Origin of the sequence: Tetragenococcus koreensis, assembly GCF_003795145.1 — a bacterium.
GTDB lineage: Bacteria > Bacillota > Bacilli > Lactobacillales > Enterococcaceae > Tetragenococcus > Tetragenococcus koreensis.
Map to the genome: position 1 here is coordinate 1059230 of NZ_CP027786.1, position 15200 is coordinate 1074429.

General features: G+C 35.5%; 12 protein-coding genes and 1 pseudogene. 3 read left to right on the forward strand and 10 right to left on the reverse strand.

The window, feature by feature from the left end; genetic code table 11:
• Positions 1 to 125: 125 nt before the first annotated feature.
• Positions 126 to 2486, forward strand: a complete 2361-nt coding sequence (locus C7K43_RS04965; protein WP_124005852.1) for a transglycosylase domain-containing protein — start codon at positions 126 to 128, stop codon at positions 2484 to 2486.
• Positions 2487 to 2548: 62 nt separating this feature from the next.
• On the opposite strand, the gene C7K43_RS04970 is transcribed toward C7K43_RS04965, so the two are convergent.
• The 7 genes from C7K43_RS04970 to ccpA all read right to left on the reverse strand — a co-directional run bounded on the left by C7K43_RS04970 (position 2549) and on the right by ccpA (position 9974).
• Positions 2549 to 3112: a DUF1697 domain-containing protein gene (locus C7K43_RS04970; protein WP_124005853.1), complete on the reverse strand. Its 564-nt coding sequence runs from the start codon at positions 3110 to 3112 to the stop codon at positions 2549 to 2551.
• Positions 3113 to 3355: 243 nt separating this feature from the next.
• Positions 3356 to 4105, reverse strand: coding sequence for an SDR family NAD(P)-dependent oxidoreductase (locus C7K43_RS04975; protein ID WP_124005854.1), 750 nt, complete (start codon positions 4103 to 4105; stop codon positions 3356 to 3358).
• 99 nt (positions 4106 to 4204) lie between these two features.
• Positions 4205 to 4663: a PTS sugar transporter subunit IIA gene (locus C7K43_RS04980; protein WP_124005855.1), complete on the reverse strand. Its 459-nt coding sequence runs from the start codon at positions 4661 to 4663 to the stop codon at positions 4205 to 4207.
• Between the two features lie 98 nt (positions 4664 to 4761).
• Positions 4762 to 6021, reverse strand: a complete 1260-nt coding sequence (locus C7K43_RS04985; protein ID WP_124005856.1) for a PTS transporter subunit IIC — start codon at positions 6019 to 6021, stop codon at positions 4762 to 4764.
• Positions 6022 to 6047: 26 nt separating this feature from the next.
• Complete coding sequence (locus C7K43_RS04990) at positions 6048 to 6350, reverse strand: PTS sugar transporter subunit IIB (protein WP_124005857.1); 303 nt, start codon at positions 6348 to 6350, stop codon at positions 6048 to 6050.
• A gap of 107 nt (positions 6351 to 6457) precedes the next feature.
• Positions 6458 to 8524: a BglG family transcription antiterminator gene (locus tag C7K43_RS04995; RefSeq protein ID WP_124005858.1), complete on the reverse strand. Its 2067-nt coding sequence runs from the start codon at positions 8522 to 8524 to the stop codon at positions 6458 to 6460.
• A 448-nt stretch (positions 8525 to 8972) separates the two neighbouring features.
• Positions 8973 to 9974 (reverse strand): catabolite control protein A, encoded by a 1002-nt coding sequence (gene ccpA, locus C7K43_RS05000; RefSeq protein ID WP_124005859.1) that lies wholly within the window; start codon positions 9972 to 9974, stop codon positions 8973 to 8975.
• Between the two features lie 194 nt (positions 9975 to 10168).
• Here ccpA and C7K43_RS05005 point away from each other — a divergent pair, with 194 nt between their 5' ends.
• Together C7K43_RS05005 and C7K43_RS05010 are read left to right on the forward strand one after the other, a co-directional pair.
• The gene (locus C7K43_RS05005) at positions 10169 to 11272 is read left to right on the forward strand and encodes an aminopeptidase P family protein (RefSeq protein ID WP_124005860.1); all 1104 of its coding nucleotides are present in this window, start codon (positions 10169 to 10171) and stop codon (positions 11270 to 11272) included.
• A 561-nt stretch (positions 11273 to 11833) separates the two neighbouring features.
• Positions 11834 to 13143: pseudogene (locus C7K43_RS05010) on the forward strand (ISL3 family transposase).
• A 72-nt stretch (positions 13144 to 13215) separates the two neighbouring features.
• Here the strand turns inward: C7K43_RS05010 and C7K43_RS05015 are convergent.
• The 3 genes from C7K43_RS05015 to C7K43_RS05025 form a co-directional block, all read right to left on the reverse strand.
• Complete coding sequence (locus C7K43_RS05015) at positions 13216 to 13845, reverse strand: YtxH domain-containing protein (protein ID WP_124005861.1); 630 nt, start codon at positions 13843 to 13845, stop codon at positions 13216 to 13218.
• A 15-nt stretch (positions 13846 to 13860) separates the two neighbouring features.
• Positions 13861 to 14286: a DUF948 domain-containing protein gene (locus tag C7K43_RS05020; RefSeq protein ID WP_124005862.1), complete on the reverse strand. Its 426-nt coding sequence runs from the start codon at positions 14284 to 14286 to the stop codon at positions 13861 to 13863.
• Positions 14287 to 14380: 94 nt separating this feature from the next.
• Positions 14381 to 15172, reverse strand: coding sequence for a YhfC family intramembrane metalloprotease (locus C7K43_RS05025; protein ID WP_124005863.1), 792 nt, complete (start codon positions 15170 to 15172; stop codon positions 14381 to 14383).
• Between the last annotated feature and the right edge of the window lie 28 nt (positions 15173 to 15200).

Consider the following 15200-nt stretch of genomic DNA (forward strand, 5'->3'; position numbering starts at 1 on the left):
TAATGATAACTGAAAATTTCCTTAAAAGAAAGTCTTAGTTTTTGATTAAAACAGCAGGTAAACTATTCAAGTAAAACTTTTTTTGCTATAATCATACAGAAGTAAAAATAAATGAGGTGACGAATTTGTCGCAGCAGAAAAAAAATAGTAAAAAATCAAAACCGCAGAAAAATAATGGCTGGTTTTATTTTCACATTGTAATACGGGTCATCCAGTCACTACTATTAGTGGCAGTTAGTCTTATATTCTTGTTTGGCGCTCTCGGTGTAGGAATCGGTGCAGGCTACTTTGCTTATTTAGTCGAAGATACCCCGACGCTTACCAAAGAAGAACTGCAAAATGATCTAGGAGATATTGATGAAACTTCCCATTTAGAGTACGCAGACGGTAGTAATATTGCAACCATCGATACTGAACTGCAACGTGAAAGTGTGGATTCTGATCAGATATCTGACTCGCTGAAAAAAGCGGTCATTGCTACAGAAGATGAGAATTTTTATGAGCACAAGGGCGTTGTTCCCAAAGCTGTTGTCCGAGCACTTGTCTCAGAAGTAACAGGCGTTGGTTCAAGCGGTGGCTCGACTTTAACACAACAAATCGTCAAACAGCAGATTTTGTCCGATGAAGTGACATTTAAACGTAAGGCCAACGAAATCTTACTAGCAAACCAAGTCGAACAAAATTTCTCTAAAGATGAGATTGTTACCATGTACTTGAACGTTTCACCTTTTGGTCGAAATAACGAAGGACAAAATATTGCCGGAGTTAAAGAAGCAGCGCAAGGAATTTTTGGCAAAGATGCGAATGATCTAAACTTGCCACAAGCAGCCTTTATTGCTGGTCTGCCTCAAAGTCCGATTGCTTATAGTCCTTATACCAATTCAGGCGATAAGCAAGAAGATTTAGAACCCGGTTTAGAGCGTAAAGATTATGTGCTATTTAGCATGTATCGCAACCATGATATTTCAAAAGAAGAATATCAAAATGCGCGCGACTACGATTTGGCTGCTGACTTTCAAGAGAGAGAAAGCTCCGAAGACAAAAACGAGCAAGGCTTTTTATACAATACTGTGATGAATGAAGCTTTAGAAATTATAGCTAAACAATTGGCTAATGAAGACGATGTCAGCAGTGAAGAGTTTTCTCAAGAAGAAACCTATCAAAATTACATTCAAGAAGCACAGCAAAAATTGGCTAATGGCGGTTATACTGTTAACACAACCATTGACCCTGATATCTATCAAGCGATGCAAGATACTGCTGAAAATTATGGCTACTTATTGGATAACAACAATCAGGTCGAAGTTGGAAATGTTTATATGGATAATGAAACAGGAAAAATCTTAGGCTTTGTTGGTGGACGAAATTACGAGGAAAACCAATTTAATCACGCATTTAATGCAACCCGACAAGCAGGTTCTGCTATCAAACCAGCACTTGTTTACGGGCCGGCCATTGATCAAGGTTTAATGGGTACTGAATCCCGCGTCTCTGATTATCCTACAGACTGGCAGCAAGGGGAAAATAAAGGCGACCCCATTGTTAATGCAACAAACAAAGGAACTGAGACATTCCAAACCGTTCGCGAATCGCTTGAACATTCAAGTAATATTGCTAGTTATCATATTTATCAAGATATTTTAGATAGCAAGGATGATACTTCCTTTGTCTATGATAACTATCTGAAGAAAATGAACTACCCAGCTTCTGATTCTTGGACCTATGAATCAGCGTCATCTGGTGTCCCTGAAGTAACAACATTAGCGCAAACAAATGGCTTTCAAACTCTAGCTAACGGCGGTGTCTATCAAGAAGGGTATCTGATTGACTCAATTACCGACTCAAATGGCGATGCGCTATACGAACATGAAGAAAGTCCAGAGCGTGTTTATTCAAAACAAGCCGCTTCCATCATGAATGATTTAATGCGCAGTGTTATAGACAGTGGTCATACGACTCAATTTAAATCAAATGTTAGCAATTTAAATTCTAATCTTTCTAATGCTGACTGGGTTGGAAAAACAGGAACGACTGATGAATACAAAGACTCTTGGCTAGTGGTCTCTACACCAAAAGCTACACTAAGTAGTTGGTCGGGTCGTGAAGATAACCAAGGAACCGACCGTGACGCTGGTAAACGGACTGGACAATACATGGCATATTTAGCCAATGCTATTTACCAAGCTAATCCAGATAGTCTAGGTGCTGATGAGGACTTTGAATTAGACGATGATGTTAAAGAAGAAGAAGTATCTGAATTTACTGGAACAAAAGTAGGCAATAACGATACTGTAGATGTAGATGGCTCAACCATGAGCGTCCCTACTGATACAACAGATTCTTATTGGGCTAAAGGAACGCCACCAGATCCAAGCTTCAAATTTGGTATTGGGGGTACTGAAAAGAATTATGAAGATTATTGGCAAAACGGCCAATCAGGAAACAGTGATAATGATAGCGATGATGCTGATAATGAAGATGATTAACCGAAAAACCAAGGAAAGCTTGCGAGCTTTTCTTGGTTTTTTATTGATCACTCTTTAACCTTTTACAACGAATTTAGCATTTCATGCATCTTCATTGATGTTTTCCAATTACGTATAGTAATCATTTGATAGACTGGTTTTTTTACAATCCGAGATAAAGCACTTTTAGTGTAGTCTGGATGATTGGGTCCTGGCCTGCGGTAATAGATAGCATGTGTACCTTGCCATACTTTGTCAATGCCTTCTCGTGCCTCAATTTCTTTCATTACCTCGTCAGGAGTAAGTCCCATTAAAAACATGACATCGTATCGATAATCAACTTCAGCAAAAACTTTTCCAAAAGTTTTAGGTGCTTCATCCATAATAGCTTGATAGACTTGCGGCTCTATAACTAACACTCGAATTAAATCGCTATCTAATTCAAACTCTCGGACCAGTAAATTTTCTATCCTAGGACCAATTTCAGTAATAGGCAGTATAGATTGAAGAACAATATTTCCACTTTGTATATACGTCTTTACTTGATCAAACCCTGCAGCGGACAAAAACGAACGTAAATCAACCATTTTAATCTTATTCTTCCCTCCAACATTGATACCACGAAGATAAATCACGTACTTATTCATGCTCCCTCTCCCCCTTTTTTACACCTAACTGTTATTAGTTAAATTATAACTTATAACTATTTAAAAACACACGGATTTATATAGGAGGACTTGCTCTGACAGTACGTTTTCAACTTTAAAAAAGCTGAACGGCATCTCATCATCATTGTGATTAAGACTTCGTTCAGCTAACGTTTTTAGTTATTTGTTTAACTGATTTTCTATATTTTTTTATCCCATATTTTTATAAAATTATCTCAAAAATTAACCGATCGTTCGGCCCCCATCAAGTAAAATCGTTTGTCCTTGAATAAAGGAATTTGCTGGATCAGCCAAGAAATAAGTCAAATTTGCTATGTCTTCAATGGTGCCTAAGCGTCCAACAGGTACTTCTTGGATAGCTTTATCCAAACTTTCTTGAGTGGGATGACTGACTCTTAACATTCCCGTATCAATCAAGCGAGGCGCAACTGTATTTACATTTACCCCTTTAGAACCAAGCTCTTTAGCTAGGCCACGCATCAACCCTTCTCCACCAGCTTTTGAAGCTGGATATGGAACGCCACCGCCAGTTCCACTAAGTGCAGAGCCTGAACCAATATAAACAATAGCACCTTTATTTAGAAGAAAATCTTCATAAAAAACTTTCACTGTATTAAAAAGTCCTGTCAAATTAATGCTTAGCATTTTATTCCACTCTTCATAGGTAATATCGTTTACTCTGTTTTTATTTCCAATCCCTGCGTTTAACACTAAAACATCAATTCGATTAAACGTATTAAATACTTCTTCGCGTACTTTTAACATAGCTTCTGGGTCTGACACATCAGCTTGTATAAAAAGGGATTGCACATACTCTTGCGTAATTTCATCAGCCGTGTTTTTGCCTTGTTCCATATCGTAATCAACAATAACAGTATTAGCACCCGCTTTAGCAAATTTAAGGGCAATCCCTTTTCCAATGTTATTCGCTGCACCAGTAATTAAGACTACTTTTCCTGCAAAATTTTCCATAATTATTATTTCCTTCTTTCTTTCTAAAATTTTTCATAATCTGTTAATTTGCTTGTAGTTACCTATACAATTAACTTACTAATGTATTTCACGATATTTTTATATACCATTCAACGAATTCATTACATCGTCAACATTGTTTGCATCCATTAGATATTTAAGCGTATTTTCTTCTTGTAATAGCTGCATAATTGCTTGTAGAGTTGCAAGCTGATCATTAGCTTTTAATAGACCTAAAACAAATACGATGCTAACCTTTATCCTTCTATCAGAGTCTTCCATTGCACTAAACTCTATTGGTTCGTCAAGTGTAATTAGCGATATAAATTCATTGTTAATATGTCCTGAATCAGCATGTGGAATTGCCACACCAATATTATTGAATTCGAGTGCTGTTGGAAAATATAACTCTCTTTCTTTCAATGCACTCGCATAACTATCTTTAGATAAACCTAATCTCGTTGCCTTATTTCCTATAAAATCAAATAACTCATCGGTACTATTAAACCTTTTATTCAAAAAAATCAATTTTTTATTTAAAACATCCGAAACTTCCAATTACATTACTCCTAGCATAATTATTTATTCAAGTAAAAATTTACCGTTTTGAACGTATAACTGTTTATTAAACTTACATAAATTTATGATTTAAATCATTAACTAAATCCAAGCAATCTTGAAAATAGACTGATAATTATATTCGGTATACTATTCCCAAAAAGTGAATCTGTAACTAATCCATCTACTTCTATACCAGCACCGGTCATCATTTCAGTGGCTTCAGGCGCAAATATATCTGCACCAATCATTACAATCGTGGTAAATACTAAGCCAATTATAAATGTTCGCAATAAATTCCCTTTCGACGCCATGGCAATTAATGGAATCATATAAATAATATTGGTTAGTAAACCTACTGGAAGATAGGTCATTCCCGGAATAATGAATGCAAGACCAATAGAAATTGGAATAAGCAATAAATAAGTTGTATTAGATGCCCTGTCCCCTACGCCTAAAGCAATGTCCATTCCCACTAATGTTTCGCCATCTTTTGTGAAACGTCCCATAAAGCTTCTAGCTGCATCGCTAATCGATGAAAGGCCTTCCATCATAATTGAAACCATTCTAGGAAGTAAGACTAAAGCTGCTGCGATTCCTGTTCCCATTGTAAGTACTGTTTGCCAATCCTGCTTAGTAATGACACCAATTAAACTACCAATAATTAAACCAATAACAGCTGGATCGGAGAAAAACCCAATTTTTTCTTCAATTTTCTCCATGTTAAGATCAAAATCTCTTAAGCCTGGAATCAAATCAATAATCTTGTTCCCTAATATTCCTACTGGCCAAGCAAATGTAAGAAACGAAAGAGTTGTAACTGTAGTCCCTTCAACGCCAAAATATTTTTGCCAATAAGGAGCTGCTTTTTCTGCAATAAATAAGGTAATAACTGCTAGCCCAACGGTAATGGCTAAACCTAACCAAAAGCTATCAAAAAGAGCGTATGCAAGCGCTCCAGGTATTAGGAAATGGATGAAATTCCAGAGGTCGACGTTGATTACTTTAGTTAAACCTGTGACAACCAAGAGGATATTGGCCCCTACAATTAACAAAACTGCAATAGCAGAAAAAGGTACTCCCCAAGAAGCAGCACCAACAGCTGCCCAACCAACATCAACTGTAGTAAAGCCTTCGCCAATTTCACTGTAGTATTCTATAGCTGGATTAATTGAACTCATTAGCAAATCAATGGCTAATGATAAGCCTTGGAATCCAATCCCCACTAACAAACCTGTTTTTAAAGCATCGCCAAATTTCATTCGAAAAATTAAGCCCAATATTAGCATAATGATAGGTAGCATAACTGCCGGTCCCAAATTTAAAATATCTTGAAATATGTTAAATAAAGTATTCACTATTAGTGCCTCCCTCTCGATTTTAATTATTTAGCCAGTTCTTCACTTTTAGCTAATATCTCTTTTTTCGTCTTTTCTTCGTTAACACCTGATATCAGGTTAGTCACTTGAATAATAGGCGATTTTGTATCTTTCTTATAACTTGAGGTTACAAGAATTAAATCAACTTTATTATCTTGAGAGCCTATTTGATTTAAATTACCTTTCGTAATGACTGGTTTAATGTCAGTTTCCTCGGTAAAAAACTTTTTTACTTTTTCTTGCACTAGGGTCGAAGTTGCAATTCCACTACCGCATGCTACAAATATTTTTATTGTTTTATTACTCATGATTTTTCTCCTTTAATTAAATAATTTGTTTGTTCGTTATATAATTGTGTAATAGCAAAGAAACTACATAGTTTTTCTTTTATGTTTTTTCGAATTGATTGTTAATGTTATTTTATTTCTTTCTTTCTTGCAGTAGTAAACCTTTCGATAGCTTGAATAATTTCTTCTTTTGTCTCGAGTTTAGTTAGCCCATTAATAAAATTCTCATCGTGAGCTATTTTATTAATATCATATAGTGCTCCTAAATGACTTGTTTTATCAGGCGTTGTTAACAAAATTGCGATATTGATTGATTGATCTCCATAAGAAATCCCTTTTTTGGTTATCAATAAACTTATACCTAATTTTTGCTCTACAAGATTAGGATCTAAATGAGGAAGAGCAATTCTCCTTCTGATCAAAATATAGCTGGGTTTTGTGGAGTACTCTTGTAACAAACGGTTTTGATACCTCTGATCAATGACTTTTTTATCAATTAAAGTACTGCTAAGTTTCTTTAACGCATCTTCCCATTCAAGTTTTTGATCACTTATAATGATTTGATCTTTATATAAAAGTTCTGCCAAATGGATTTCACTAGAGGATTCATTCAACCCTACTCCGATGGATTGATCTTTACCTTTTAATAACAATGTCTCTAATTGACTTTGTAATTCTTTTTCATCAGAAATCGTCGCATGTTTTTTAATAAGTGCGAGTATTTCCTTTGAGGTAGTCCCTGCAAAGTCTAATTTAAAAACATCTTTAATCACATGCTGTCTTAGCTCTGTTTGTTCAGATTTATTCAGAATATCGTTAATCACATACACTTTTTTATTCGACTGAATAGGTACTGTCGAAAAAACAATATCATGTGGTAAACGAAAATCTTGATACTCTCGAACTGAATTTGTTGGATAAAAAAGAAATTCTGGAAACAGTTCTCTTAAATTATTTTCAATTAAATTAGACATCGAAATACCGTTCGGACATAAGATGACAGCTTTAATGATTTTAGCTTCAAAATCATCTGTATCTTTCTCAATCAAATGCCCGCCAATAAAAAGAGTGATATAGGCAATTTCTTCGTCTGCTATCGTTGTTTGGAAAAAGTCTTCTAAAGGCGTTATCGAATCACGTACAAAATTGTGTAATACCCTATATTCTGAACGAATCTGATCGTATAAAACATTTTCAACCGTAATGTTGTATTTTATTCGATAATAAGCCGGGCGAAAATGATTAATCAGCTTTTGTAACAATTCCTTTTTATCTCTTAGTACTAAAAATGTATGTGCCTCAAATTCTGTCAAAAATTCCCATAATGCATTTTCCAACGATGGTAAGTCTTTATCTGCAAGCACATTTTTATTACGTACATTTGTACTTAACAATTGCAACGCGATAAATATTTTTTCATCTGATGAAATCTCCGGAAAATCAACCATTAAATAAGTTAACGATTGATAGATACCCGTATTTTCAATTTCTCTTTTATCATGAATACGATTTTCTTCAATTGCTTTGCCTTTTTCTATCCGTAAAAGTACAGCTGCAACAAAATGAACCAAAGGATAAAATTCCTCATCAACATATTTAATATTTAAATAATTTTCAATTATAATAATATTCTGTTGAACAGTATTCGTATATTTCTGACTTGTTTCCATAAGTTGACTAATAATTCTTTCGCCATATTTCTTATATAATTTAGCGATTACCTGGAATAAAACCATTCGTTTATCCCATTCATCCCCTACCATGTGATACCCATTTTTCCGACTAAACTTCAAAGACAGATCATTTTCTTCTAAATAAATATTTGTCTTTTTAACATAAGACAATGCCGTATTCTTGCTTATCTTTAAGTCGATAGAAAAATGATCTAAAGATAGAGGTTGATCTCTGGTTAGGATCATTAAAGTAATCAGACGTACTCGATCTTCTTTAGGGAAATATATATTTTTAATTTCCTGGTCCATTGAAAAATAGTCATCAGCTGCTAAATTGCTATAGTAATAACCATTATTTTTTTCAATTAAAGGAAGATGATTCATTTTTAACTCCTCGTTTATATTTTCGATACTGTATTGCAACTGCCTAGCAGAAATTTGAAATCCTTCCAGTAATTCTGTTTCATCTACCACCCTCTTTCTAATTAACTGATGGAGTATTTCATGATTACGATCGCTCATGTTATTCAACCTTTCTAAATTCAATGATAAACGCTTACAAGTTTGCTTGCCATACTCGTCCTTCACAAAAAATGTAAGCGAATTACTCTCCATTGTGATGAACGATAAAAAAACAACTCCTGAAGCCTATCGAGTAGATGTAGCAAACTTTTTATTTTTCATTTATACTCATTAATTTCTGCTAGTTCCCTCGACCTTAACTAATTTTGCTACAATCATTGAATAAACTACCTTTTTTATAAAGAATATTATTATACTTAATAAACCTATTTTTTAGTAGTTCTTTATGAATCGGAACCTTCTCACTAACTATTAGAAATTTCATAACAACTAAGTAATAACTATTTATCCAGGTTAATAAGGTACAATTAAAATTTACACAAATTTTTGCACAAAAAAAAACGCCTCAATAATTGAGACGTTTTTTTGTATTAAGTTATTTAACTGTTTATTTGGTTGAGCCTTTTTCCATAATACTAGATGGTAATACAATAGTTTTTTGTTCGATTTCTTCTTTGTTCATTAATTTTGTTAACAGTCTCATTGCGACTGCGCCGATATCATATAACGGTTGGGTAACACTTGTCAAACGTGGACGAGCCACATCTGTTAATAATGTGTTATTACTTGTAATAACTTCAAAGTCCCCTGGAACTTTTACTCCATGATCATAAAGACCATCTAAAACTCCAATAGCAAGTTCATCATCAGTTACATAAGCTGCGGTTGCGCCACTGTTTAAGATACGATCAACCAAAGCTAGTCCATCTTTAAAGTTATACGGTGATTCAAAAATCAAACCTTCATTATATTCTAAATTGTTTTCTTTTAGTGCTTGTCTATAACCAGTTAAACGATTTTGACCATTGATGGCGTCAATAAGCGCTCCACTGACAAAAGCAATTTTTTCGTGTCCATTTTTAGCTAAAAGTGAGACAGCTTCTTTTGTTGCTCCAGTATAGTCAATGTTTACACTACCGACTTGTTCGTCCGGATCAATTGAACCTGCTAAGACTACAGGCGTTTTTGAACGTGAAAATTCACCACGAACTTCGTCTGTGATGCGATGTCCCATAAAGATAATGCCGTCGACTTGTTTTGCTAATAAGTTATTTAAAACTTGAACTTCTTTAGCACTGTCTCCATCTGAATTTGCCAAAATAATATTGTATTTATACATCGTAGCTACGTCGTCAATACCGCGAGCTAACGAAGAAAAGAACATATTGCTGACATCAGGTATAATGACACCAATTGTCGTTGTTTTTTTGCTGGCTAAACCACGAGCTACCGCGTTTGGTCTATAATCAAGACGATCGATTACCTCTAAAACTTTTTTACGTGTTGCTGGTTTCACATTTGGGTTACCATTGACAACACGAGATACAGTTGCCATTGAAACATTCGCTTCACGTGCGACATCATAAATCGTAATTGTTTGTTTCTCCATATTTAAGTCTCCCTATCATTTTTTGTTTTCTGAAAACTTCATTTTCATTTCTTTTCTAGAATAGCAAATTTTTTTTAAAGATGCAACCGTTTTACATACTTTTCATGAAAATGCTTTTTTCTTAAGCAAATTTTAGAAATTATTTTGCAAGAGTGCTAAAATGAAAATAGACAAGATTAGAAAGAAGGCCTCTTATGAATGATGAAAAGATAAACGAACTAAGAACTTGGATGAAAGCAAATGAAACAGACCTCGCCTATATTACAGATCCGGATACTGTTGCCTATTTTACTGGATTTGCAAGCGATCCGCATGAAAGAATTTTAGCTTTATTCTTTGCACTTGATAAAGATCCATTCTTATTTGCGCCAGCATTAGATGCACAAGCTGCCAAAGAAAGCCCGTGGGAATATGATGTTATTGGTTATCAAGACGCTCAAGACCCGTGGAAAATGATTGCTTCTGAGATTCATACTCGTTATGGCAATCCGGCTGATATTATCATTGAAAAATCTTCCTTAAGTTTGGATCATTTTGAAGCGTTCGCTGCTTATTTTCCTAAAACAAATTTTTCCAAAAATTTGACGCCGGTAATTGAACAAATGCAGTTACGTAAAACGCCAGAAGAAATCGACACATTAATAGAAGCGGGCTCTTGGGCTGACGTTGCTTTTGAAATCGGCTTTTCTGCTATTAAAGAAGGCGCAACAGAAGCTGAAATTATCGCTGAAATCGAATATCAACTAAAACGCAAAGGCGTTGCTAAAATGTCCTTTGATACAGAAGTTTTAGCTGGCGCCAAGGCTGCTAATCCTCACGGCACTCCTGGAGATGATCTAGTTCAAAAGAATCATTTTGTACTATTTGATTTAGGTGTCATTTGGAAAGGGTACTGTAGTGATGCAACACGAACTGTTGCTTTTAAAGAGCCTACAAAATTTCAACGAGAAATCTATGACATTGTTTTAGAAGCACAATTAGCAGCACAGGAAGCTGTTAAACCAGGCATGACAGCAAGTGGACTAGATCGGATCGCTCGTGAAGTAATTGAAAACTATGGCTATGGTGAAGCATTTAACCATCGTTTAGGTCATGGTATTGGTACAACAATCCATGAATATCCATCTTTAGTTGCTGGTAACGACCTTGTACTTGAAGAAGGGATGTGTTTCTCAATTGAACCGGGGATTTATCTACCAGGAGAAGTAGGTGTACGTATTGAAGATTGCGTTTACGTTACTAAAGATGGCTGTCAACCATTCACTAAAACCTCTAAAGAGTTACAAATTATTGAATAGACAAACTGAATTAAACAAATGGTAAAATAAAAAGTCAGTTCACTTTTTCTTCAAAATAGCGAGTATGATAGCTACGTTTTCAAAGATAGAAAATATTTCCAAGGTCTCAGCTTCTGAAATGGTGTTCTTGAATAAAGGAATGGCAAATCATTATCTATCTTTTTATTCTCGGAGAAAGAATCCTTAAAACGTTCTCCATCTTTCCATTCTCGGAGAATGGTTTTACAATTCTTTCTCCGTTTTATATTATTAACATTTATATGACTGTTTAATGTTCTAACCGCAAAAACAAAAAAAGTGTTTTGTTTGCGCAATAGTTGAATGAATAAACTAATAAAAAAATCCAAGCAAAGCGATGATTTTATCGCCTTACTCGGATTTTTTGTTTAACATTTCAATCTATAATTTTTAGGCTCTATAATTTCTAGTGTTGGTAGACAAGAATGATTTTCTTGTAGCCCATACTAGTTTTTTTATATTTTCTGAGCAAAATAGAAAACAGACACCTTGAAAACCCGTAGAATAAAGGTACCAAACAAATATCCAAAGGAGTGTTTCAAGATGTCCATCTCTCATTATACTAAAGAAATCCTAGATATCCTAGACTTAAATCTGACTTTTGAAGAAGATTGTTTCCAAAAAGAAGCCATTAACGGCGTCATTTGTTTTGTCTTTTATGGTCAGCTTTCTTATCGTCCACAAGCCTGTTTTCACTGTGGCGAAGAAGATACGGCTTGTTTAATGAAATGGGGATTCAAGGAAGTGACGATTCAGCTTAACGATGTGAGTGAATACAAAACCTTACTTAAAATGAAGAAACAACGTTTTCGTTGTAAAACTTGCGGGAAAACTTCTATCGCCGAAACCAGTGTCGCGGACCGTCATTGTTCGATCGCTCGACGCGTCAAACTCGCCATTGCAGAAAAATTAGCTCAACCCTTGTCGATGTCAATGGTCGCCCGGTTGAAGCATGTTTCGCCGACGACAGTTTTACGTGTGCTGCATAGTTTTCAACCTAAACAGCTAACCCCAATACTTCCTTACCGGAAGTACTTTGTTTTGATGAATTTCAATCGGTCAAACGAGTTTCTGGTGCCATGAGTTTTATTATGATGAATGGGAAAACGCGGCAACTCTTAGAGATTGTCGCTAATCGACAACTGCCTCATTTAGAAGCCTTTTTCGCTCGTTATCCTAGAGAGGAAAGAGCCAAGGTGCACTATGTCGTTTCGGATTTTTACAGTCCGTATGCTTCCTTAGTTAAAGCCCTTTTTCCTAATGCGCAGTTAGTCATTGATCGTTTCCATATGAGCCAACATATTGGGCGAGCTTTCCAACAACAACGGAAACAAGTGATGAACACCTTTAACCGTCGGCAAAAAGAATATAAGCACCTCAAAAAATATTGGAAACTTCTACAGAAAAAAGCTTGGGCACTGGATTACAAAAAACGATATTGGCGGCCTAGTTTTCGGGATCATTTAACCGAGCAAGAGATTGTCGACCGCTTATTAAGTTATCATTCCACGCTTAGACAAGGCTATAAAATCTATCAATCGTTCCTTTCTGCATTTCATAAGCAAGATATCGAACGTTTGGATCAATTATTAAAAACCGATTTGTCTCAGCTTCCTGACCCGTTTCAGCCCGTAGTCAAGACCTTTCGCAAGTATCGACAAGAGATCCGGCTGGCTTTAACGGTGCCTTACTCTAATGGTCCTTTAGAAGGTTTAAATAATCATATTAAAGTCCTAAAACGAGTCGCTTATGGTTTCCATAGCTTTGAGAACTTTCGGCAACGGATCTTTTTATACCGAGGAAAGTATTTCCAACCCGGACCCTTACCTATACAAACTAAAAAAAGCAGCTAGACCATAGCGCCTAACTGCTTCCTTTATTTATCGAGTTTTCTTTACCAACACCAGTTGACAAAGAGCCAATTTTTATTGATCTGCTGGATTATTTTTTTCGATTTGATCTTTCAAATCTTCTACAGAATCGTCAAAATCTTCTTTGATATCTTCATGTTCAGCAGCTAAATCAGCTTTAGCATCTTCAGTTACATCATCTGCTTGTTCTTTGGCTTCTTGAGCAATCGAGCTTCCTTCATCTGCCGCATCAGCAATGGTATCTTGCATAGCGTCTGAAGTATCTTTGACATCAATGATGATATCTTCGGCTGTATCTTGTACTTGATCAGATACATCTTCTGCAGTTGCTCTGGCATCATCTGCCATATCACTTGCTAGATCCGCATAATCTTCTGCCGCATCTGTCACTGTATCTTTGACATCTTCAGCGGTACCTTTTGTTTTATGTTTCATTGAATCAGCAAGGTCATTTGCTTGTTTGCTAAGATCTTCTGCTTTTTCTTTTGCAAGGTCGGTTAGATCGCTGCCTTTATCTTTTGCGATATCCGTATAGTCTGATGCTGCATCTAATGCATGATCAACTTGTTTTGCTACTTTATCGCGTAATTGTTTACCTGATTCAGGAGCCAATAATAAGGCTGTCACTGCAGCTGCCGTTCCGCCGACCACAGCGCCTAATAAAAATCCATCTTTTTTTCCCATAAGGATCCCTCCAATTTAATCTTCTTTATTTCGGTTAGCAAAAAACTTCATTGCAGTTTTTCCAACTTTTCCAGCAACTGTTGCTTGAGCTGTTGTTTTTCCTAGATCACTAATTCTTGAAACAAGATTTTTTCCGGAAGCATTTAATTCTGAAATGCTAGTACTTAAATCAGCAATTGCAGTAAATAATGGATCGATAGTGGCAACTTTCTTATTAACATCTGAAAATAGTTCGTTACTTTTTGTCAGCAACCCTTCCACTTCTCGCGAAAGTAAATCTACATCTTTTGTTACTACCTCTATCGTATTATTTGCTTCTGTTATTGTTTTTTCAACAGAAGATACCGTCTTTTCAACTTTCAATAATAATTTTACCAGAAAGATGACTAGTACTGCAAACGCGATAGCGGCGATTAAGCCGGCAATACCTCCAGCAGTCATACCAAAACCCCTTTCTTATTTTCTTAATATATATAAGCATATCATTTTCAAAATTTTTAGACAAATAATATTCGTCCTAAAAATGAATTTTGCTTTAGGCCAACTTTTTAAATGGGTAAAGTTGATTATGTTTTACTATTTGTATCGTGAAAAAGATTAATCCTGCCGTCATTAAATACAATAAACTATATAAAATGACATAATTTGATAAAAAGCCAACTTGGGCCACCGCACTTGGTAAATCAATAAGTGCATGTAATAGAATGCTAAGTGGGAAAAGCCAGAATTTCTTGGTTTTATTTACTGCTACCCATACCAGTATTGATAAACAAATCTGAACTAGCAGTGCTGGGAAACGTTCAATCACGATTAAAAAGAAATCGCCTGAAGAAACATTTTGTAAAGCTTGAATGACGTTTTGCGGCAATTCTTGTGCCAGCTGTCCGTTAGGATCTTGTAGCAAAAGGCTGACTAATAGATTATTAAACAAAGAACCAACACCAATAATTAACATTTCAATCCCGCCATGCCCAAGTCCATAAGCAAGACTGGTAGCAAACGTGGGATAACTTTTCTTTAAAAGATGAAACCCGATAAGCCTAGCCGTCTCTTCAAAGATTCCTGCGGCAAGTATACCATAAATGACATAGACAACCGGGTGATTACTACTTAATGAAGTTTGCCCTTGGGCGTTTGGTTGCAAAACAAGACTATGCAAATTCTGCTCTAATATCAAAGCAAAAATAACAAAAAATACAGCACCTACTGCTACTGGCACCATTTTTATGCCAACTTTTCGCCGCAAAAGCCAAAACGCTCCGATAAGTAATCCGATTAAAATAATAAGTGCCGCAGCCATTGCGACAATTGTACTTATTGGTACCATTTTATCTCCTTGATTTTAGAGAAATAAA